Genomic DNA, 19,211 nt, shown 5'->3' on the forward strand with positions numbered 1-19,211 from the left:
GCTTACCAAGCCTGGCCGGCCGAGCCGAACGTGCGGGCCAGGCCCGTTGTGAGGTCGACGACATCACCACTCACAGCGCGAAAAAGCGTCGGCGGGTCCCATGTGTCGGCCTCTTCGGCGAACCGCAGGTTAGCCAGGGTGGATTGCAGATAGGTCACCTTGAGGGCGGTAGAGATGTTCACCTTGGAACAGCCGCGCTGGATCAGGTCGTGGAATTGGGCGTCCGTCATTCCGGTGCCGCCGTGCAGGGCGATGGGTATTGGATGCGCCGCCACCAGATCGCTGACCCGGTCGAAGTCCAAAACGGGTTTCGATTTGTAGACGCCGTGGGCGTTGCCGATGGACGGAGCGAAGACATCGACGCCGGTCGCTTCAATGAACGCGAGGGATACGTCAAGGGTCTGCCGCGCCGCGGTCTGATCGGAGCCGACACCGTCTTCGACGCCGGTGATGGATTCAATCTCACCCTCGACATGGGCTCCGTAGCCTCGGGCCTCCTTGACCACCTCAATGGTTTGGCGCTGGTTCTCGGCCACGGGCAGCTGGGACGCGTCGAAGAGCACCGAGTTCCAGCCGATGGCCAGGCACTCGCTGATCACGTCACGGTCGGGGCAGTGGTCGAGGTGCAGGGCGACGGGCACGTCAATGTCGGCGGTCATGGATTGCCACATAGCGAACAGCACCTTCGCGCCGATCGAGCGCACGGTCTTGACCGACGTCTGCACGATGATCGGCGAGCGAACTTCGACTGCGGCAGCCAGCACCCCCTGCATGGTGAGGTCGTTGAACACGTTGACAGCAGGCACGCCGTAGCGGGCATTGAACGCCCGGTCGACGATTTCCTTCAGGGAAACAACTGGCACGACGGCCTCCTTTGGCTTCGTCTCACGTTAAACCGGCACGCGCATCGCGCGCTATCGGGGAGTCCCCCCATTCGCTTTGGGGGAAATCCCTGGTCGTCGTCGGCATCCGTTCAGGAATGATGCGGATGGGCCAGCCCGGCCAGCATTGTGCGGTTGGCTGCTCCCGTCTTCCTGAGGATCGTGCCGACGTGTTTTTCGACGGTTTTTACCGAGATGCCAAGCTCCGTACCGATCTGCTTGTCCCGGAGTCCGCCCTCCACCAGCCGGCGCACCTCCCGCTCGCGGGACGTGAGGAGGGCGGGATCGGCCGGTTCGCCCCACATTTCCAGTAGGGAGCGCGACAGAACAGCATCGCCGGCAACGGCCGAGTCGACCGCTCGCACGAGCGAATGCCCCTCGGCGGATCGGTTCAGGAACCCGCGGGCGCCAGAGTGGGCCGCGCGCCGGATTCGTTCGTCGTGTGGGTCTCCGACCAGGAGCACGACGGCCGTGCCCGGACTGGTGCGAGCCAGCGCCTCGATCAGGTCGGCGCCTGGCAGGTCGACCAGATCGATGTCAGTGACCACGACGTCGGGCTGCAGATACCGTGCCGCAGCGAGGGCGCCGGCAGCGTCGCCGCACTCGGCGATCACCTGGATGCCCGTCCCCTCCTGCGTGAGCAGGTGCACCAAGCCGGCGCGGATCACCGGTCGTTCGTGCATGACGAGCACCCGATGGGGGTGTGCCTCGGTCAGGCGCCCGATCGATACGTGCGTCGGTCTGCACGGATCGTCGCCGCCCGGCAGCCCGAATCCGTGGGCCAGCGCTGCGCGCTCGGACGTGTGAAACTCGGCCAGATTGATGTTGACCTCGATGGCCACGGTGTGCAGACGGAAGTCGGCGATGGCGGCGGCCGCCTGAGCGGCGAAACGTTCGAGTATCCGGGCGTCCTGGCTGGTGAAGAGGCGCTCGGAGGTATTGGCAAAGACCACGCAGGCGCCGATGACCCCGGAAGGAAGCCTGATCGGCACGCCGATGACCGGGCGCTGGTAGCGGGCGTCGTCCCGGCCGAGATGACCGCCCGGCACTTTGGAGTACTCACTGAACACAACGGATCCACCGGCTCGCACGACTGCTCCGGTGACGCCTTCATCCAGTGAGAAGACTTGGCCAGCCCGGCATTCGTCGCCGAGGTCGACCTCTTTGCGGTAGACCTGAGCGGTCTCATCGATAGTGCAGATCGATCCCATGGCGCATCCCAGCAACTGGGCGGCGCGCAGCAGGATCCGTTCCAGCAGAGGTCCGAGCCCGGTATCACCGGCCGGCCCCGTAGCCAGGAACAGGGCTACTTCATCGCCGGGCTCATCGGTCTGCGACCGAGGGGCATTACGAGGGGTCGGCAGGTGAGTCGGGGTCGGGCCCATCGTATTCTCGTCTCTGAGTGTGCAAGCCAGCCTGGTTCCGTAGACAGCACTTCACCCTATGGGCCTGTCCCCCCTTGGCGCTAGCGGCGGGTGCTTCGATGTGGCGAGGAACCACACCAGCCGACGTAGCCTTCTGCGTCGTGACTCATGCGGCGTGGGGCCGTGCCGCCGGGGCCGCCAGCCCGGCCAGCACCATGAGCACCAAAACCAGGTAGAGGGCGTTGAGAATGCCCCAGGTCTCACCGAGCAGTCCGAGCACGGGCGGTCCGACCAAAAAGGCGAAGTAGCCGATGATGGCCACGGCGCTCACTCGAGCCGCCGCGTTCTTGCTGTCGTCGGCAGCCGCCGACATGCCTACCGGAAAGCCGAGCGAGGCGCCGATACCCCAGAGCAGCGTTCCGACAATAACGAGTGGGGTGGTCGGTGCGAGGATGAACAACACGAGTCCCGCAATGCCCACGACGGCGCAGGCGCGCAGCACCTGAACCCGGCCGAACCGGTCGAGCAGCGGTCCGCCGATGACGCGGCCCACGGTCATGGCGGCTACGAAGACGCCGAAGACGATCGCGCCGTCGGTGTTGCTGAGGCCGTGACCGTCGACCGAGGCGAGAGCGAGCCAGTCGTTGGCCGAGCCCTCGGCAAAGGTCATGCCGAGCACGATGAGGCCGATCAGAAGCAGCTTGCGGTCGCGCCAGACGGCGAAACTGTCATGCAGGCGTTCGCGCCAGGTTTGCGTGGGGGCATCCTCTTCGGTGTTATCGACGACCGACGGAAGAAAACGCACGGCCACGACGATCGTGCCCAAAATCAGCACGGCCATGACCAACAGATGCCAGAACACTGAAACCTGCCAAGCGGATGCCGCGGCGCCACCGAGGGCGCCGATCACCGTGCCGAGGCTGAAACAGGCGTGCATGAGCGGCATGAGCGTGCGGCCGATGGCGCGTTCAGCCGCGGCGCCCTCGACGTTCATCATGACGTCGACGGATCCCATGCCGATTCCGAACAGGGCGAGGGCCGCGAACACGAACGGGGCCGAGGGCACGACGCTGACACCGGTGCCCATGAGCACGAGCCCGGAGGCTGATAGCGAGACGCTGAGCAGCATGGCCCGGCGGGCGCCGAGGCGATTGAGCAGGCCCGCGGCTATCAGCAGGCCGATGACCGAGCCGGCGGAGAGCCCGAAGATGAGCAGGCCGACCTGGGCGGTATCGAGCCCGAGTCCGTCGCGCACGGCGGGTACCCGCGACATCCAGCTGGCGAGGCCGAGGCCCGACACGAAGAACGCTGCGAAGACGGCATTGCGCCAGCCGAGCAGGGCGGGGCGCGTGGGCGCGATCGCGACGGCGGGGAAAGCGGCGCGGGAGTCAGCGGGGGTGACCACAATAGGCCTCACGGTTCCTGGGGCGGACGGCCTCGATTCGAGACGGGCGAATACGTCAAAGGTACAACGAGTGCCGCCCGAACGATTTACTCAGATGCTGCGGTGGTCTCGAACCGCGGATTCCAAATCTGCGAGCCCGGGGGCCATCGCGGCATCGACGGCCATGGGGTCGGAGATGTTGAGCTCCTGCATGCCACGCCGGCTTTCGGGGGTCGTATTGATTTCGTGATCGCCAGCCTCAAGCCCGGCCAGCACATCGGCAATGACGTCGTCGAGGGATCGACGCTCCCAGCCCAAGTCGGCGCCGGCGTTCTGAGAGGACATCATGTCCGTATCCGTCGCGCCCGGGTAGACGGTGGTCACGTGCACTCCCAATCCGGTCAGTTCGCGCCTTAAGGATTCTCCGAACCGAGCCAGGCCGGCCTTGGTGGCGGCATAGACGGAATAAAACGGCATGCCGACGAGGGCGATTCCGCTGGATATGTTCAGAACAATGCTGTCTCGGTCGGTGCTAGCGCGAAGACGCGGCAACAGAGCCCGGGTCAGAAGCACGGGGGCAACGAGGTTGAGATCGATCATGGATCGAAGGTCGGCCTCGGTGGTCAATTCGAGCCGCCCGGCACGCACGTTGCCGGCATTGTTCACGAGCAGGTCCACGGAGGACCACGACTCGACGGCCTCAGAAACTCGGTCAACGCTATTGGGCAGGGTGAGATCCTGCGTCAAGACTTCGGACGTGCCGCCGGCGGCTTCGACCAGTCGAGCTGTCCCGACCAACGTTGACTCTTTCCTCCCCACCAGGAGTAGGTGTGCGCCGCGCGATCCGAATTCAACGGCCAGGGCCCGCCCTATTCCCTGCCCCGCTCCGGTGATGATGCCGTGTCGGTTGATTAGATCCACAGTAATGATTCCTTCGTATCGGACGAGACAGGCAGCGAGTGCCTGAACCGCATCGCTCCGTTGAGTCAGCGGTCTGCTGACGCGGGCTATTCCCCGCGCTTTCCGCCACAGATCGGGCGTCGTAGCAATCGAGACCGGCGGCTTGCCCGAGTCGAGCGGATCCACGATTCGCTCCGTTGATGAAGTTAGCGTAGCCTTACCTTAGCCAATAAAAACCCTGTCCTTGGAGTCACATGCGCATCCCGCTCTCCCTCGCCGCCCTCGTTGCCGGCGCCACTGTTCTTGCCCTCGCCGGGTGCACCCAAGCCGCCGAGCCAACGGCAGAAGGGGCCACGAGCGACGGCGCCTTCACGCTCTACTCCGGTCGCGACGAAGCGCTCATCCAGCCGCTCATCGACCAGTTTGAAGAGCAGAGCGGCATCAGCGTCGAGGTTCGTTACGGCAACACCGCCGAGCTCGGCGCGTTGCTGCTCGAGGAGGGCGACGCCACGCCCGCCCAGGTCTTCCTCGCGCAGGACGCCGGAGCGCTCGGTGCTCTCGCCAACGCCGACCTGTTTGCCACGCTTCCCGCCGAGACGACCGACGCGGTCCCGGTCGGATTCACCTCGACCGACGGCACCTGGGTCGGCGTCACCGGCCGGGCCCGCGTGATCGCCTACGACAGCGAGGCGATGAGCGCGGCCGAGGTGCCAACATCCGTTGACGCCTTCACCGACCCGGCGTGGGCCGGAAAATTCGGAATCGCGCCGACCAATGCGAGCTTCCAGGCCTTCGTCACCGCCTACCGTGTGCTGAACGGCGAAGAAGCCGCCGATGAGTGGGTCGCCGCCATCGCCGCGAACAGCCCGGTCATCTTCGACAACAACCGCGCCATTCTCGCCGCCGTCAATGACGGTGTGATCGAGGCCGGACTGCTCAATCACTACTACTGGTTTGCCATGGCCGCCGAGACCGGCGAAGAAAACATGCGTGCTCAGCTCTCCTACCCCGAGGCTGGAGACGCTGGATCCATCGTGAACGTGGCCGGGGCCGGCCTGCTGGCCGGAGCAGCCGAAGACGCCGACGCGCTCGAATTCATCGACTACCTGGTCGGCGCGAAGGCGCAGCAGTACTTCGTGGATGAGACATTCGAGTACCCGTTGATCGCTGGCATCGATGCCCCGGCTGGCCTGCCGGCGCTCGACTCGCTGGTTAACCCCGACCTCGACCTCGCCGACCTGGAGACCCTCGAAGACACCCAGACCCTGCTGGGCAAGCACGGCCTGATCTAATATTAAAGCAGTGAAGGCGCGGTTGCGGGCTCAGGTCGGCAGCCGCGCCCTACCCTTTACCAAAGCGGATGCCCCGGCGCCCGCCCGGTCTCGGAGCGCCAGCCGCTGCGGAGAGCTGCGCCCGACGCCACAGCTGGCCGCTCCCCGAGCCGCCCGATCACCCGGGCCGCGCGCATGACCGAACTACTGATCCCACCGCCGGAAACGGCCGCGCCCCGCGCGCCAGCCCGGTACCGCTTCGGTGCCCCGCCCTGGCTGCTGGCGGTCGCTACGCTCTGCGCCGCAACTGCCGCCATCCCGCTGGTCTACCTGGTGGTGCGCACGACCGAGGCCGGTCTGACCGAACTCCTCGATACCCTCGTGCGCCCGCGAGTGCTGCAGCTCACGATCAACACCGCGCTTCTCGCCGCAGCCGTCACCCTGTCCGCTCTCGTGCTCGGCACGATCTGCGCCTGGATCCTCACTCGCATTCGCTTGCCGTTCCAACGCACGCTCCTACTGGTATCGGCGCTGCCACTCGCGGTGCCGAGCTACCTCGCCGCCTACGGCTGGCTGGTGTGGTTTCCGCACCTTAACGGCTTCTGGGCCAGCTGGTTCGTCATGACCATGGTCTGCACCCCCTACGTGACGCTGCCGGTCGCGGCGGCGCTGCGCGGGGCATCCGCTGATCTGGAATTGGTGGCCCGCACCCTGGGTCGCGGTCCGCTGCGGGCCTTTGCGGCGGCGACCTGGCCGCAGATTCGCCCGGCCGCGATTGCCGGCGCGCTGTTGGTCTGCCTCTACTCGCTGAGCGATTTCGGGCTCGTCTCGATGCTGCGTTTGCAGACGCTGACCTGGGGAATCAACGCCGCCTACGGCGCAAGCTTCGACCGCAACCAGGCCGCGCTGCTCGCCCTCGTGCTCGTGGTGCTCGCCCTCGTGGTCGTGGCCGGCGAACGCCGCAGCCGCCGTCAGGTGGCCAGCGTTCCCGGTCGCAGCACCATGCCTTCCCGCGCGCCCGGCCGCAATGGGCCCTTCTACGTGGCAGTGCTCGTTGCCGCGCCGCTGGCCGGGGTCGTGGTTCCCGTGGTCGGGCTGCTCAGCCGGCTGATCGAGGCCGAAACCCTGCGCGCCATCGACGTTCCCCGGCTGCTCGAGGCGGTCGGTTCGACCCTCGGGATCGCCCTCGCCGCCGCCGTGGTCGCCGTGCTCGTGGCGCTGCCGATCGCGGCGCTCGCGGCCCGCTACTCCGGTCGCCTGGTCGCCGTGATCGAGGCCGTCGGGTTTCTCGGCCACGCCCTGCCCGGCATCGTCGTGGGTCTCTCGCTCGTATTCTTCGCGCTCGCCGCGGTTCCGATGTTCTACCAAACCTCCGTCGTGCTCGTCTTTGCCTACGTCGTTCTGTTCATGCCGCGGGCGATCGGCAGCGTGCGCAGCGGCATCGCGGCGGTGCCGACGAGCCTCGGCGATGTCTCCCGCATGCTCGGCCTGTCACCGTTTCAGACCTGGTGGCGGGTCACCGCGCGCCTCGCCCTGCCCGGCATCGCGATCGGTGCACTGCTTGTGGCCATCTCGGCCATGAAAGAATTACCAGCGACGCTGCTGCTGCGGCCGACGGGCGTGTCCACGCTCGCCACCGAGTTGTGGAGTCGCACGGCACTGTTCGAGTTCGGCGCTGCGGCGCCCTACGCTGCGGCGCTCGTGCTCGTGGCGATGGTGCCCGCGGTGCTGCTCTCCGGCATCCGCGGCACAGCAAGGGAGAACTAGTGGGCTGGGTAACGATCGAGGCGCTCCGCGTCGCCTACGGTGACCGCCGCGTGCTTGACGACGTCAGTTTGCGCATTCCGCGCGGCTCGCTCGTGGCCGTTCTCGGTCCAAGCGGATGCGGCAAGACCACGCTCCTGCGCGCCGTCGCGGGTTTATTGCCGGTCACCTCCGGCACCATCAGCGTCGGTGGACGCCTCGTCACCGGCCCCGGCGTGCAGCGGGCTCCGGAGAAACGCGGAATGGGCTGGGTTCCTCAGGATGCCTCGCTGTTTCCGCACCTCACGGTCGGCGAGAACATCGGCTTCGGGCTGCCGCGCACGAAGCAGAACGACGATCTCTACTGCGAACCGGGCGAGGTTCCGAGCCGAGTCGCCGGGCTCCTTGCCGGACTCACGCAGCGGGGGCGCGCGAACCGCACACGACCGGCCTCGCTGAGAGCCGGTGCGGCGCTGCCCGCGAACCCGCGCACAGTTTCGTTGGCGCACCACCCAGCCGCGCCGGGGCACAACCACCTCGCACCCGCACCGATCACATCCGACCGCGATCGCCAGACCAGCCGCGCGGCCCGCATCGCAGAGCTCGCCACCCTCGTTGGCCTCGCCGAACTCGTCGATCGCGCCCCCTCCCAGCTCTCCGGCGGACAGGCCCAACGGGTCTCGTTGGCACGGGCGCTCGCCCCGCGGCCCGACCTGATGCTGCTCGACGAGCCGTTCGCCGCCCTCGACCCGCTGCTGCGCTCCGCCCTGCGCACCGAGGTCGCGGCCCTGCTGCGCGGCCAGCACAACACGAGCCTGCTCGTGACGCACGACCAGGAGGAGGCGCTGTCGCTGGCCGACTTCGTCGCCGTGATGCGCGGCGGCGAGATTTTGCAGTTCGGCACGCCAGCGGATGTCTACGAGCGCCCGGTCAATCCGTGGGTCGCCGGCTTCGTCGGCGATACCGTCGAGCTCGATGGTTTGTGGCGGGGCGGCCGGGTCGAGTGTGCCCTCGGCTCGCTCGCGGCGGACTGGATGGGCGCGCAGGCAGTGCCAGCGCAGCCGTCGGGTGCGCCGAGGGGCGAGCGGACCGCAGCATCCGCTCCCGCCGACGGAACGGGCGTGTGCGTGCTGCTGCGTCCGGAATGGCTGACCCTGGGCGCTCGGGGTTCGGCCCAGCCAACAACGGATGCTGACGTCACGGCCATCGCCTACGCCGGCCACGATGCCCTGGTCACTTTCGCCCTCGCTAATGCGGAGAAAACGGTGGTGCGCGCGCGCATTGCAGCGCCCGACCTGCCCCAGCTCGGCGACCGCGTGACGCTCGGTATCTGCCAGAACGCCCTCGCCTACCCCCTTTTTAGGGGGATATAACCCCCGTTCCGGGGCGCATCGCCACTCGCTCAGGGCGCTGCCGATTCGTGCATGCGGGCTTGGCGTACCGCGCGCGCGAGCTGTAATCGCCGGCGGCGCCCAGGCCGAGGTCAGCGCGCGCCGACGACCATCCAGGCCAGGCTGCGGGCGCGCAGCGACAGGGTCACGGCACGGGCGCCGAGGTAGCCGAGCGCGAACGCGGCCATGAGCAGCGCGAGCCCGGCCTCGCCCGCCGGCGCCCAAACCAGCACCGCCGCGGCCAGCGGCACGAACACGGCGAGGTTGAGCAGCCCGGTCAGTGCGAGATAGCGGGCGTCGCCGGCGCCGATGAGCACGCCGTCGAGCACGAATACCACCGCGCCGAGGGGAACGGATACTCCCAGCACGATAAGGGTCAGCGGCAACAGCTGCGTCACAGCCGAGGCATTGGTGAATGCGTGCCCGAGCACCCCGCTGGTGCCGATAACGACGACGGCGAGCATGACGCCGGCGAGCGCTCCCCACTCCAGGCAGCGGCGCAGCACGGCGCGCACCTGCGGCACATCCCCGGCGCCGAGGCCGCGACCAACGAGGGCCTGGGCGGCGATCGCGAGGGCGTCGAGGGCGAAGGCGAGCGTCGCGAACAGGGTCATTGCGATCTGAAAGGCAGCGAGTTCGGGGGAGCCGAGTTGGGCGGCCACGAACACGGACAGCAGCATGGCGGCGCGCAGGCTCAGGGTGCGCACAAATAACCAGCCGCCGCTGCGGGCGCCGAGCAACAGGCCAGCCCGGTGCGGGCGCAGCGGAGCGCTGTGGCGCCGGGCATGCTTGGCGACGACCACAAGATAGACCGCGACCATGCCCCACTGTGCCACGACGGTGCCGACGGCCGACCCGGCGATGCCCCAGCCGAGCAGGTAGATGAACAGGTAGTTGAGCACGATGTTCGCGCCGAATCCGATCCCGGCCACGTAGAGCGGGGTGCGGGTGTTTTGCAGGCCGCGCAGCAGTCCGGTGGCCGCGAACACCACCAGCATGGCGGGCAGGCCGAACATGGAGATGCCGAGGTAGCTGGCGGCATCCGCTGTCACGGCGGTTTCGGCGCCGAACGCGCCGACCAGCGTCGGGGTGGCGAGCAGGCCGCCAGCGGCGAGCACCACGCCGAGGCCGAGGGCAAGCCAGAGCCCGTCGATGCCGACGGAGACCGCCCGTCTCGTGTCGCCGACGCCAAGCCAGCGGGCCACGGCCGGGGTTGTGCTGTAGGCGAGAAAGACCATGAGGCCGATGATGGTCTGCAATACGGCGCTCGCCAGGCCGAGTCCGGCCAGCGGAGTGGTGCCGAGGTGCCCGATCATCGCCGAATCGGCCAGCAGAAAGAGCGGTTCGGCCACGAGCGCGCCGAGCGCGGGCACAGCGAGCCGCAAAATATCCCGGTCGATGGGCTGCGTGCGCAAAATGTTGATGCTTCGACTCTACGGCGGTCCGCTCATACGCCACCCGCGTATGACCGCGCCCGAAATCGGTGTGCGCTACGCCGGTTACCTTAGCGCTCACCCGGATCGGGCGCGGTCATCCCGGCCCTTCCAAGAACGCCCAGAGTGCTCCACGGATGCTGACTGCCCAATGTACGAAAACGCCTCAAGTCAGCCCCGGCAACCCGCTGCATTGTTAAGAAAGCCGAATCTTTCATCAACGACGACCGCTTATCGGGCATATTCCGCGCCCCATCCCGATATGTTCGTCCCAGAAGCTTCTGCCGACCGTGGATGCTTCGGGCACGCGCCGGGAACATCCCTTTTTGGCCCACGTACCCGCGTCTACCCCGCCAGGATGTTTGCCGCCTCAGGCCGAGCGTGCGGACATCCGCTTCGAAAGGCCCCACCATGCCGGACCCCCAACCGCACCCCGAAACGCCCAGTATTGGCGTCGTCCGCGAGAGCGGGGCGGATGAGCGGCGAGTCGCTCTCGTGCCACGCGCTGTCGCGTCGCTCGTCGCGAAGGGACTCGACGTCGTCGTCGAGTCCGGCGCGGGGGCGGAGGCCCTCATGGGTGACGACCTCTACCTCGAAGCCGGTGCCACCCTGGGCGACGCCTGGAGCGCCGACATCGTGCTTAAGGTCGCCCCGCCCACCGACGCCGAGATCGCTCGGTTGAAGACGGGCGCGACCCTGATCGGGTTCCTGGCACCGCGCAACACGGAGAACAAGATCGCCGCCCTGCAGAACGCGGGCATCATCGGCTACGCGGTCGAGGCGATCCCGCGCATCTCCCGGGCCCAGGTCATGGACGCCCTCTCGTCGCAGGCCAACGTCGCCGGTTACAAGTCGGTCATCCTCGCGGCATCGCTGTCGACTCGCTTCTTTCCGATGCTCACCACCGCGGCGGGCACGGTCAAACCCGCGAGCGTGCTCGTGCTCGGCGTCGGCGTCGCGGGGCTGCAGGCTCTCGCCACCGCGAGAAGGCTCGGCGGTCGCGCAACCGGCTACGACGTGCGCCCGGAGGTCGCCGACCAGGTGCGGTCGGTAGGAGCCCAGTGGCTCGACGTCGGCATCGATGCTGCCGGAGACGGCGGCTATGCCCGCGAACTCACCGCCGACGAGCGCGCCGAGCAGCAAAAGGCGCTCGAGGCCGCGATTTCCACGTTCGACGTCGTGATCACGACGGCGCTGGTTCCGGGACGCCCGGCACCGCGGCTCGTGACCGCTGCGGCCGTGCACGGCATGAAACCCGGCAGTGTCGTCATCGACATGGCCGGGGAGACCGGCGGCAACTGCGAGCTCACCGTTCCCGGCGAGACCGTCATTATCGGCGGCGTCACCATTGCCTCCCCGCTCAATCTGCCCTCGACGATGCCCGAGCATGCGAGTGAGCTCTACTCGAAGAACCTCACCGCCCTGCTCGAGTTGCTCGTGCGGGACGGCCGGCTCGACCCCGACTATTCCGACGACGTTGTGGCGCTCTCCTGCGTTACACGTGACTCAGTCTCGAACAGGAACTAACCCATGGACTCCTTTCTGGCGAACATCGCCATCCTCGTGCTCTCTGGCTTCATCGGCTTCGCCGTCATCTCCAAAGTGCCCAACACGCTGCACACCCCGCTCATGTCGGGCACCAACGCCATTCACGGCATCGTCGTGCTCGGCGCCCTTGTCGTGCTCGGCACCGCGCACAACCCGGGCCTTCCGCTGCAGATCATCTCCTTCGTGGCCATCGTGTTCGGAACCGTCAACGTCATCGGCGGCTTCGTCGTGACCGACCGGATGCTCGCCATGTTCAAAACCCGCCCAGTCGACACCAACACCAGCACCGCGACCGACGGGAAGAACTGACCATGGACATCCTCGTCTACGCCCTGTATATCGTCGCCTTCGCCATGTTCATCCTCGGGCTGTCCGGGCTGACCGCCCCCAAATCCGCCGTGCGCGGCAACAAGATCGCCGCTGCCGGCATGGGCGTCGCCTTCATCGCGACCCTGATCCACATCCGCGAGACCAGCAGCTGGCTGGTGATCGTCGCAGCTCTCGTGGTCGGGGTGATCATCGGTATCCCGCCCGCCCGCAAGGTCAAGATGACGGCGGTGCCGCAGCTCGTCGCCCTGTTCAACGGAGTCGGCGGCGGAACCGTTGCCCTCATCGCCTGGGGCGAATTCATCGAAAGCGAGGGCTTCACCGGGCTCCGCGTCGCGTCTGGCCCGGCGCTCCCACTCGTCATCGCCTCCCTCTTCGCGGCCATCATCGGTTCGCTCTCATTCTGGGGTTCGATCGTCGCTTTCATGAAACTGCAGCAGATTTTGCCCGGGCATCCCCTGTCGGTTGGTCGGCTGCAGCAGCCGCTCAACGCGATGTTGTTTCTCAGCGCCATCGTCGCGGCCGGCATCGTCGGGATCGGCTCAACCACCACCGGCGCTGACCTGGTCTGGTTCGTGGCGATCCTCATCCTGGCGGGCATCCTCGGGGTTATGACCGTGCTCCCGATCGGCGGCGCCGACATGCCTGTCGTCATCTCGCTGCTCAACGCCCTCACCGGTCTCTCCGCGGCGGCGGCCGGGCTCGCGCTGAACAACATCGCGATGATCGTCGCCGGCATGATCGTCGGAGCATCGGGTACCATCCTCACCAACCTCATGGCCAAAGCCATGAACCGGTCGATCCTGTCGATCGTCGCCGGCGGCTTCGGCGGCGGCGGCTCCAAGGGTGTTTCGGCCACGAGCACCGGTGACCAGCATGCGAAGTCCACTTCTGCAGCGGATGCCGCCATCAAGCTGGCCTACGCCAACCAGGTCATCGTCGTGCCCGGCTATGGGCTCGCCGTCGCCCAGGCCCAGCACGCCGTGAAGGACATGGCCAAGGTGCTCGAGTCCCGGGGCATCGAGGTCAAGTATGCGATCCACCCGGTGGCCGGGCGCATGCCGGGGCACATGAACGTACTCCTCGCCGAGGCCGACGTCTCCTACGACGCGATGAAGGAGATGGACGACATCAACTCCGAGTTCTCCCGGACCGACGTCACCATCGTCATCGGAGCCAACGACGTCACGAACCCGGCGGCGCGCAACGACCCGAACTCGCCCATCTTTGGCATGCCCGTGCTCAACGTGACCGAATCCCGGTCGGTGATCGTGCTCAAACGTTCCATGAGCTCGGGCTTCGCTGGCATCGAGAACCCCCTGTTCTTCGCGGCCAACACCACGATGCTCTTCGGCGACGCGAAGAAGTCCGTCGCCCAGGTGACCGAGGAACTCAAGGCACTGTAGGGGGCTCTTGTTGCATAACTGCGCCCAATGCTGAAATCACGCGCTACCGTGCCAGGATCGCCAGTCTTGCCAGGGTTGAGCCGTCCACCAGTGCACGAGCGCGAAACAGGTGATCGGCGGCCGCCAACAAGCGGTCATCATCGCTGACCGCGGGCGCGATGCCATAGTTCTTCACAAACCACTCGCACGCGCTGGCAAAGGAATACAGCGCCCACCCATCGCCCGAAATCGGCGCTGGAAACCCACCCGGCCCCCGCCGACCCTGAGCGATCAGTCGCAGCCCCTCGTAGCTGCGCCTCAAGCATTGCGCGATGGTCTTCAGCGACACGAGATCTCCCTGCTGCAGCCCAACGATGCGAAACCCAGCCCGCCCGGCGTCCTCGCAGACACTCACGAGTGCGGCGCTCAGGGAGGCGGACTCGCGCGTGACCATGAGTACACCCCGACCGTCTTCGGTTCCCGGGGTCGTATCGTCGAGCCCCGCGTCAAAGAGGCGGTCGTAGTCGTCGTCAACGGGGGCCCGGTCGAGAGTGACGGTGAACTCATATGTCGGCATCATGCCCTCCGTGTTCGTGTTGATGTCGCTCAGCGAATCGAACAATAGCTTTCGCATTGTTTTCAGGTACTCGTGGAGTTGACCAAATTGCCCGAGTTGCTCCGCCGTATTTGCACCGTACGATGCCGCACCGATGACCGTGGTGCACCTGATCCACCTCGAATTTAGTGCCGTCGAGATTCTCGATGGCACTGTTGATCGGATTCTTAGGGTGCCTCCCGGCACTCACCATCATCTGAGACTACGCCCGCTGTTGTGACTGCACAACACATTGGCCGTCGCGCACGGAGCCACTGGACACCCTGGGAGCATGAAGTCGAGGATGACACCGCTTGCGCCGACGCGTAAAAGTTATCCACAGGCCCGTCAGTACAACGGATGCGTGAATTGTGATTTTGTGTCGAAGGCGTTTCGGACTAGGACGCCCCGTATGGGGACGAGCGACGCATGGATGCACTGCTTCGGGCCACCCTTCGTGACCGCGCCCACCGACGTGAATGTAGCAAACTGCTCGCCGTGACCACTCAACCCGGGTGCCGCGCTGGGAGCATCCGTTCGTTCGAAGGTCCTCGCCGCTGCCGACTACCTCAGGGTGGCCCCGGCCGTGGTTAACGTGGTGCGCGACCTCGACCTGCCAGCGTTCGCCGCCCGCATCCGCTCGAGCACGCCGGATCAGGTCGCCGAGCTCGAGCGTCCCACTGCCGAATGGAGTCTCGGTGCCTCGCTGACCCGCGCCCGCGAGGCGCTGGCCGCGCGCATCCGCTCGTAGAAATCGTCTTCGCCGAGCGGATGCCTGCGCGCTCGCCCGTCACGGCCGCTCGCGCCCACTATTCGGCTGCCTGTCACCCCGCCCGGATAGGCTGGGCACATGACTGAGCTGGCGACTGCATCCGGAATCAACAGACACGAACTTGACCCGGAGGTGCGCCCGCAAGACGACCTCTTTCGGCACGTCAACGGGCAGTGGATCGCGCGCAGCGAAATTCCCGCCGACAAGGCCCGCTGGGGCTCCTTCATGATGCTCGCCGAAGACGCCGAAAAGGCCGTGCGCGAGATCATCATCGAGGCGCAGACCGCGCCGGAGGGCAGCCTCGAACGCAAGTTCGGCGACCTCTACACAAGCTTTCTCGACGAAGAGCGCATCGAAGCGCTCGGCGCGACACCCCTGCACAACGACCTTGCAGCGGTCGACGCCGTCACCACCATCTCCGAATTGCTCGCCACCCTCGGCCGCCTCGAGCGCGGCGGAGTCGCCGGAGCCTTCCACCTCTACGTCGACAACGACCCGGGCAACCCCGAACGCTACCTCGTCTTCATCGCGCAGGGCGGCATCGGCCTGCCCGACGAGTCCTACTACCGCGAAGAGAAGTTCGCTGATATTCGCGCCAAGTACCAGCAATTCCTTGAGCGGATGTTCACCCTCGCCGGTTTCGCCGACGCCGCCGGCCGCGCCGCGCGCGTCTTCGAGCTCGAGACCGAACTCGCGTCGCACCATTGGGACAAGGTCGCCACCCGCGACAGCGAGAAGACCTACAACCTGCGCACCTGGGACCAGGTCTCGGCGCTCGCTGCCGGCGCCGACGTGGACCTCTGGCTGGACGGCCTCGATGCCCCGGCCGGAGCCCTCAATGAGGTCGTCGTACGCGAACCCAGCTACATCGTCGGCCTCGCCGGCGCCCTCACCGAGGACCGCCTGCAATCGTGGCAGGACTGGCTGCGGTGGCAGGTCATCCGCTCGAGTGCTGCGTACCTGTCTGGTGAATTTGTCGAGGCGAACTTCGACTTCTACGGTCGCACCCTAAGCGGCACCCCGCAGCTGCGCGAGCGCTGGAAGCGCGGTGTCTCGCTCGTCGAGGGTGCCCTCGGTGAGGCCGTCGGTCGTATCTACGTGGAGCGCCACTTCAAGCCGAGCGCCAAGGCGAGCATGGACGTGCTGGTCGCGAACCTCGTCGCCGCCTACGAGAACAGCATCAGCACCCTCGACTGGATGACCGAGGAGACCCGCGGGAGGGCGCTCGAGAAGCTCAGCAAGTTCACGCCGAAGATCGGCTACCCGGTGAAGTGGCGCGACTACTCGAGCCTGGAAATCACCGCCGACGACCTGATCAGCAACGTCAAGGCCGCTGGCGAGTTCGAGTTTCAGCGCGAGCTCGGCAAGATCGGCAAGCCGCTCGACCGCGACGAATGGTTCATGACGCCGCAGGCCATCAACGCCTATTACAACCCCGGATTCAACGAAATCGTCTTTCCGGCCGCCATTTTGCAGTTTCCGTTCTTCGACGCGGAGCGCGACCCGGCCGCCAACTACGGCGCGATCGGCGCGGTCATCGGCCACGAGATCGGCCACGGCTTCGACGACCAGGGCTCCAAGTACGACGGCGACGGCCGCCTCACCGACTGGTGGACCGCCGACGACAAGGTCGCATTCGAGCTGCGCACGACCGCACTCATCGCCCAGTTCGAGGGCCTCGAACCAAAAGCTATCCCCGGAAACACAGTGAACGGCGCGCTCACGATCGGCGAGAACATCGGCGACCTCGGCGGGCTCTCCATCGCTTGGAAGGCCTACCTGCTCTCGCTCGATGGCCAGGACAGCCCGGTCATCGACGGCCTCACCGGGCAAATGCGCTTCTTCCTGTCCTGGGCCCAGGCCTGGCAAATGAAATTACGCGACGCTGAGGCCATCCGCTTGCTGGCCGTTGACCCGCACTCGCCGAACGAGTTTCGCTGCAACCAGATCGTCAGTAACATTCCCGCGTTCTATGAGGCATTCGACGTTTCCGAAGCGGATGCCCTGTGGCTGACCCCCGAGAAGCGCGTCACGATCTGGTAGCGGTACTGTCCGTGGCGGGCGCGCCGGGGCCCGAGTGGGGTGTCATGATCTGGCCTTCTCGCCTCGGCCAGTTCGGGCGTCCCCCGTCTGGGTTAGGGTTGGCCGTGCGCCTTGATCGGCCAGAGGCTGGCCGTGCGCCGTTTGCCGCTGTAGTCGCTGGCTGAGCAGAGTGACTCAGAGCAGATTGACGCAGTCCGGGTTTGTAGCAATCGGCAGCACCGAGGGAGGAATGAGCCAACGATGGTCTTGTCCAGCGGTTCTGGTCCGAGCGGCGGCGGGCATCGGTCCGGCCCGGATGCGGGCGATACCGTCGCCGCAGGTTTGATGCGTTCCCGCCACGCCGCAGCGCCCGGCGGCAAACACCGCGGCGCCGAGACTCCAGAAAGCTTCGCTCGCGGCTTCGCGGCACTAGGTGACCTCGCCCTGAACGGTGTGCAGGTTTCGGCCCGGGCGACCGACCTCGCGACCGGCCGGGTCTTGTTCTCGGTCGACGACCACGTCTCCATGCCGACCGCGAGTATCGGCAAGGTGCTGCTGCTGATTGAGGTGGCCGCGCGGCTGAAAGACGCCGAGTTCGGTATGGCCACGATGCTCGAGCGTACGAATGTCGATGCCGTGAGTGATTCCGGCGTCTGGCAGCACCTGCAGGTGGCCCGATTGGGCGTCGCGGATCTCGCCGCCCTCGTTGGGTCGACGAGCGACAACCTCGCGACGAACGTGCTCATTCGCGCCGTCGGGCTGCACTCGGTGCGTGCCCGCACCGAGCAGCTCGGCCTCAGCCGCACGGCGCTGCTCGACCTGGTGCGCGACAAACGCGGCCCCGATGACGCACCGCAGCTGTCGGTGGGCAGCGCCAAGGAACTGACCTGGCTGTTCACCGCGCTCGCCCGCGGCGAGATCGTGGACGCCGAGACGAGCGCGCGCGTCATCGGCTGGCTGTCGCTCAACACCGACCTGTCACTGGTCGCGAGCGCCTTTGGGCTCGACCCCCTGGCGCATCGGGAGAGCGATCACGGTCTGCTCATGGTCAACAAGACCGGCACGACCGCCGGGGTGCGCAGCGAGGTGGGTATCCTCCGTGGCCCTCGGGCCGGTGCGACCTATGCCGTGTCGATGGCGTTCGACGACGCCCTGCTGATGACCCGCCTCGCGGTGCTCGAGGGGATGCGCGCCGTGGGAGCGGACCTGCTGGAGTACGTGCACTAGCTCCCGCCAAGTTGTGCCATCGTGTACGGGACGGGCATTGACGCCCGTCACCGGAGCGAAGGAGCTATGCCATGGCGGTTATCGGATGGATTGGACTCGGTCACATGGGTGGCCCCATGACGGCGAACCTGGTGAAGGCGGGGCACAGCGTGCGCGGCTTCGACCTCAACGCCGAGGCCCTCGACGCTGCGGTCGCTGCCGGCGTGACCCGAGCGACCAGCATCCAGGACGCCGTTGACGGCACCGATGTCGTCTTCACCATGCTTCCCAAGGGTGAGCACGCCCGCGCGGTGTACTTCGGCGAGGCGGGAGTCTTCGCCCATGCCGACCCGAAAACGCTCCTGGTGGAGTCGTCGACGATCGACATCGAATCATCCCAGGCCCTGCACGACGCGGCGAAAGCTGCGGGTTTTCGCCTCGTCGACGCCCCGGTCTCGGGTGGCATCACCGGTGCTGAGGCCGGCACGCTGACCTTCATGATCGGTGGCGTTGCGGATGCCGTCGCTGATGCGACCACTTACATCCAGCCCATGGCGGCGCACATTATTCCGACCGGCGGGGCCACGACCGGCCAGGCGGCGAAGATCTGCAACAACCTCATGCTGTTCATCAACCTGGCCGCGACATCCGAGGGGGCAGTTTTGGCCGATCGGCTGGGACTGGACCCGCAGGTTTTCTGGGATATCGCATCCGTTTCATCGGGCGACAGCTGGGCGCTGCGCACCTGGTATCCGATCGAGGGCGTCGTGCCGTCTGCGGCCGTGAACCGCGACTTTGCGCCGACCTTCACCGCCGAACTTGCCAATAAGGACATCGGCCTCGCGGTCGCCGCGGCCGCCGCGACCGACACCCCGCTGGAGATTGGCAAGCACGTTGCCGAGCTGTTCCAGCGCCTGGTCGATCAGGGGCAGGGCAGCAAGGACTGCTCGATGATCGTGAAGCTCGTCGACGGCACCCTGGCCTGACGC

General features: G+C 66.8%; 16 protein-coding genes. 10 read left to right on the top strand and 6 right to left on the bottom strand.

Features of this window, described 5'->3' with window-relative positions:
• Positions 1–2: 2 nt before the first annotated feature.
• The 4 genes from E3T31_RS07990 to E3T31_RS08005 form a co-directional block, all read right to left on the bottom strand.
• Positions 3–863: a class II fructose-bisphosphate aldolase gene (locus E3T31_RS07990; RefSeq protein WP_134468249.1), complete on the bottom strand. Its 861-nt coding sequence runs from the start codon at positions 861–863 to the stop codon at positions 3–5.
• A gap of 110 nt (positions 864–973) precedes the next feature.
• Positions 974–2,266 (bottom strand): GAF domain-containing protein, encoded by a 1,293-nt coding sequence (locus tag E3T31_RS07995; protein WP_134468250.1) that lies wholly within the window; start codon positions 2,264–2,266, stop codon positions 974–976.
• 145 nt (positions 2,267–2,411) lie between these two features.
• On the bottom strand, positions 2,412–3,650 hold the full coding sequence (locus tag E3T31_RS08000) for an MFS transporter (protein WP_134468251.1): 1,239 nt from the start codon (positions 3,648–3,650) through the stop codon (positions 2,412–2,414).
• A gap of 90 nt (positions 3,651–3,740) precedes the next feature.
• Positions 3,741–4,550 carry an SDR family oxidoreductase gene (locus E3T31_RS08005; RefSeq protein WP_166788427.1) on the bottom strand — a complete coding sequence of 270 codons (810 nt, stop codon included), beginning with the start codon at positions 4,548–4,550 and terminating at the stop codon, positions 3,741–3,743.
• A 233-nt stretch (positions 4,551–4,783) separates the two neighbouring features.
• Between E3T31_RS08005 and E3T31_RS08010 the strand changes: the two genes are divergently transcribed.
• The 3 genes from E3T31_RS08010 to E3T31_RS08020 all read left to right on the top strand — a co-directional run bounded on the left by E3T31_RS08010 (position 4,784) and on the right by E3T31_RS08020 (position 8,916).
• On the top strand, positions 4,784–5,821 hold the full coding sequence (locus tag E3T31_RS08010) for an extracellular solute-binding protein (RefSeq protein WP_134468253.1): 1,038 nt from the start codon (positions 4,784–4,786) through the stop codon (positions 5,819–5,821).
• A gap of 174 nt (positions 5,822–5,995) precedes the next feature.
• On the top strand, positions 5,996–7,567 hold the full coding sequence (locus tag E3T31_RS18300; RefSeq protein ID WP_134468254.1) for an iron ABC transporter permease: 1,572 nt from the start codon (positions 5,996–5,998) through the stop codon (positions 7,565–7,567).
• Positions 7,567–8,916: an ABC transporter ATP-binding protein gene (locus E3T31_RS08020; RefSeq protein WP_241977752.1), complete on the top strand. Its 1,350-nt coding sequence runs from the start codon at positions 7,567–7,569 to the stop codon at positions 8,914–8,916. The genes E3T31_RS18300 and E3T31_RS08020 overlap by 1 nt, the downstream gene beginning before the upstream one ends.
• A 110-nt stretch (positions 8,917–9,026) precedes the next feature.
• Here E3T31_RS08020 and E3T31_RS08025 read toward each other — a convergent pair whose 3' ends face one another.
• A complete protein-coding gene (locus tag E3T31_RS08025; RefSeq protein ID WP_241977754.1) occupies positions 9,027–10,349 on the bottom strand; it encodes an MATE family efflux transporter in 1,323 nt (440 codons plus the stop codon).
• Positions 10,350–10,778: 429 nt separating this feature from the next.
• Here E3T31_RS08025 and E3T31_RS08030 point away from each other — a divergent pair, with 429 nt between their 5' ends.
• From E3T31_RS08030 to E3T31_RS08040, 3 genes are read left to right on the top strand one after another with little or no spacing between them, the layout of a single operon-like run.
• Positions 10,779–11,894 carry an NAD(P) transhydrogenase subunit alpha gene (locus tag E3T31_RS08030; RefSeq protein ID WP_134468256.1) on the top strand — a complete coding sequence of 372 codons (1,116 nt, stop codon included), beginning with the start codon at positions 10,779–10,781 and terminating at the stop codon, positions 11,892–11,894.
• A 3-nt stretch (positions 11,895–11,897) separates the two neighbouring features.
• Positions 11,898–12,224: an NAD(P) transhydrogenase subunit alpha gene (locus E3T31_RS08035; protein ID WP_092448111.1), complete on the top strand. Its 327-nt coding sequence runs from the start codon at positions 11,898–11,900 to the stop codon at positions 12,222–12,224.
• 2 nt (positions 12,225–12,226) lie between these two features.
• Positions 12,227–13,648 (top strand): NAD(P)(+) transhydrogenase (Re/Si-specific) subunit beta, encoded by a 1,422-nt coding sequence (locus E3T31_RS08040; RefSeq protein WP_134468257.1) that lies wholly within the window; start codon positions 12,227–12,229, stop codon positions 13,646–13,648.
• A gap of 43 nt (positions 13,649–13,691) precedes the next feature.
• Here the strand turns inward: E3T31_RS08040 and E3T31_RS08045 are convergent, their stop codons facing one another.
• Positions 13,692–14,261 (bottom strand): hypothetical protein, encoded by a 570-nt coding sequence (locus tag E3T31_RS08045; protein ID WP_134468258.1) that lies wholly within the window; start codon positions 14,259–14,261, stop codon positions 13,692–13,694.
• Between the two features lie 547 nt (positions 14,262–14,808).
• Between E3T31_RS08045 and E3T31_RS17715 the strand changes: the two genes are divergently transcribed.
• From E3T31_RS17715 to mmsB, 4 genes are all read left to right on the top strand, one after another.
• Positions 14,809–14,973 (top strand): hypothetical protein, encoded by a 165-nt coding sequence (locus E3T31_RS17715; RefSeq protein WP_166788428.1) that lies wholly within the window; start codon positions 14,809–14,811, stop codon positions 14,971–14,973.
• 99 nt (positions 14,974–15,072) lie between these two features.
• Positions 15,073–17,037, top strand: a complete 1,965-nt coding sequence (locus E3T31_RS08050) for a M13 family metallopeptidase (protein ID WP_134468259.1) — start codon at positions 15,073–15,075, stop codon at positions 17,035–17,037.
• Positions 17,038–17,361: 324 nt separating this feature from the next.
• Positions 17,362–18,243 carry a serine hydrolase gene (locus E3T31_RS08055; RefSeq protein WP_092448202.1) on the top strand — a complete coding sequence of 294 codons (882 nt, stop codon included), beginning with the start codon at positions 17,362–17,364 and terminating at the stop codon, positions 18,241–18,243.
• A 71-nt stretch (positions 18,244–18,314) separates the two neighbouring features.
• The gene (gene mmsB, locus E3T31_RS08060) at positions 18,315–19,208 is read left to right on the top strand and encodes a 3-hydroxyisobutyrate dehydrogenase (RefSeq protein WP_134468260.1); all 894 of its coding nucleotides are present in this window, start codon (positions 18,315–18,317) and stop codon (positions 19,206–19,208) included.
• Positions 19,209–19,211: the final 3 nt, after the last annotated feature.

It is taken from the genome of Cryobacterium sp. TMS1-13-1 (assembly GCF_004403125.1).
In the GTDB taxonomy this organism is placed as follows: Bacteria; Actinomycetota; Actinomycetes; order Actinomycetales; family Microbacteriaceae; genus Cryobacterium; species Cryobacterium levicorallinum.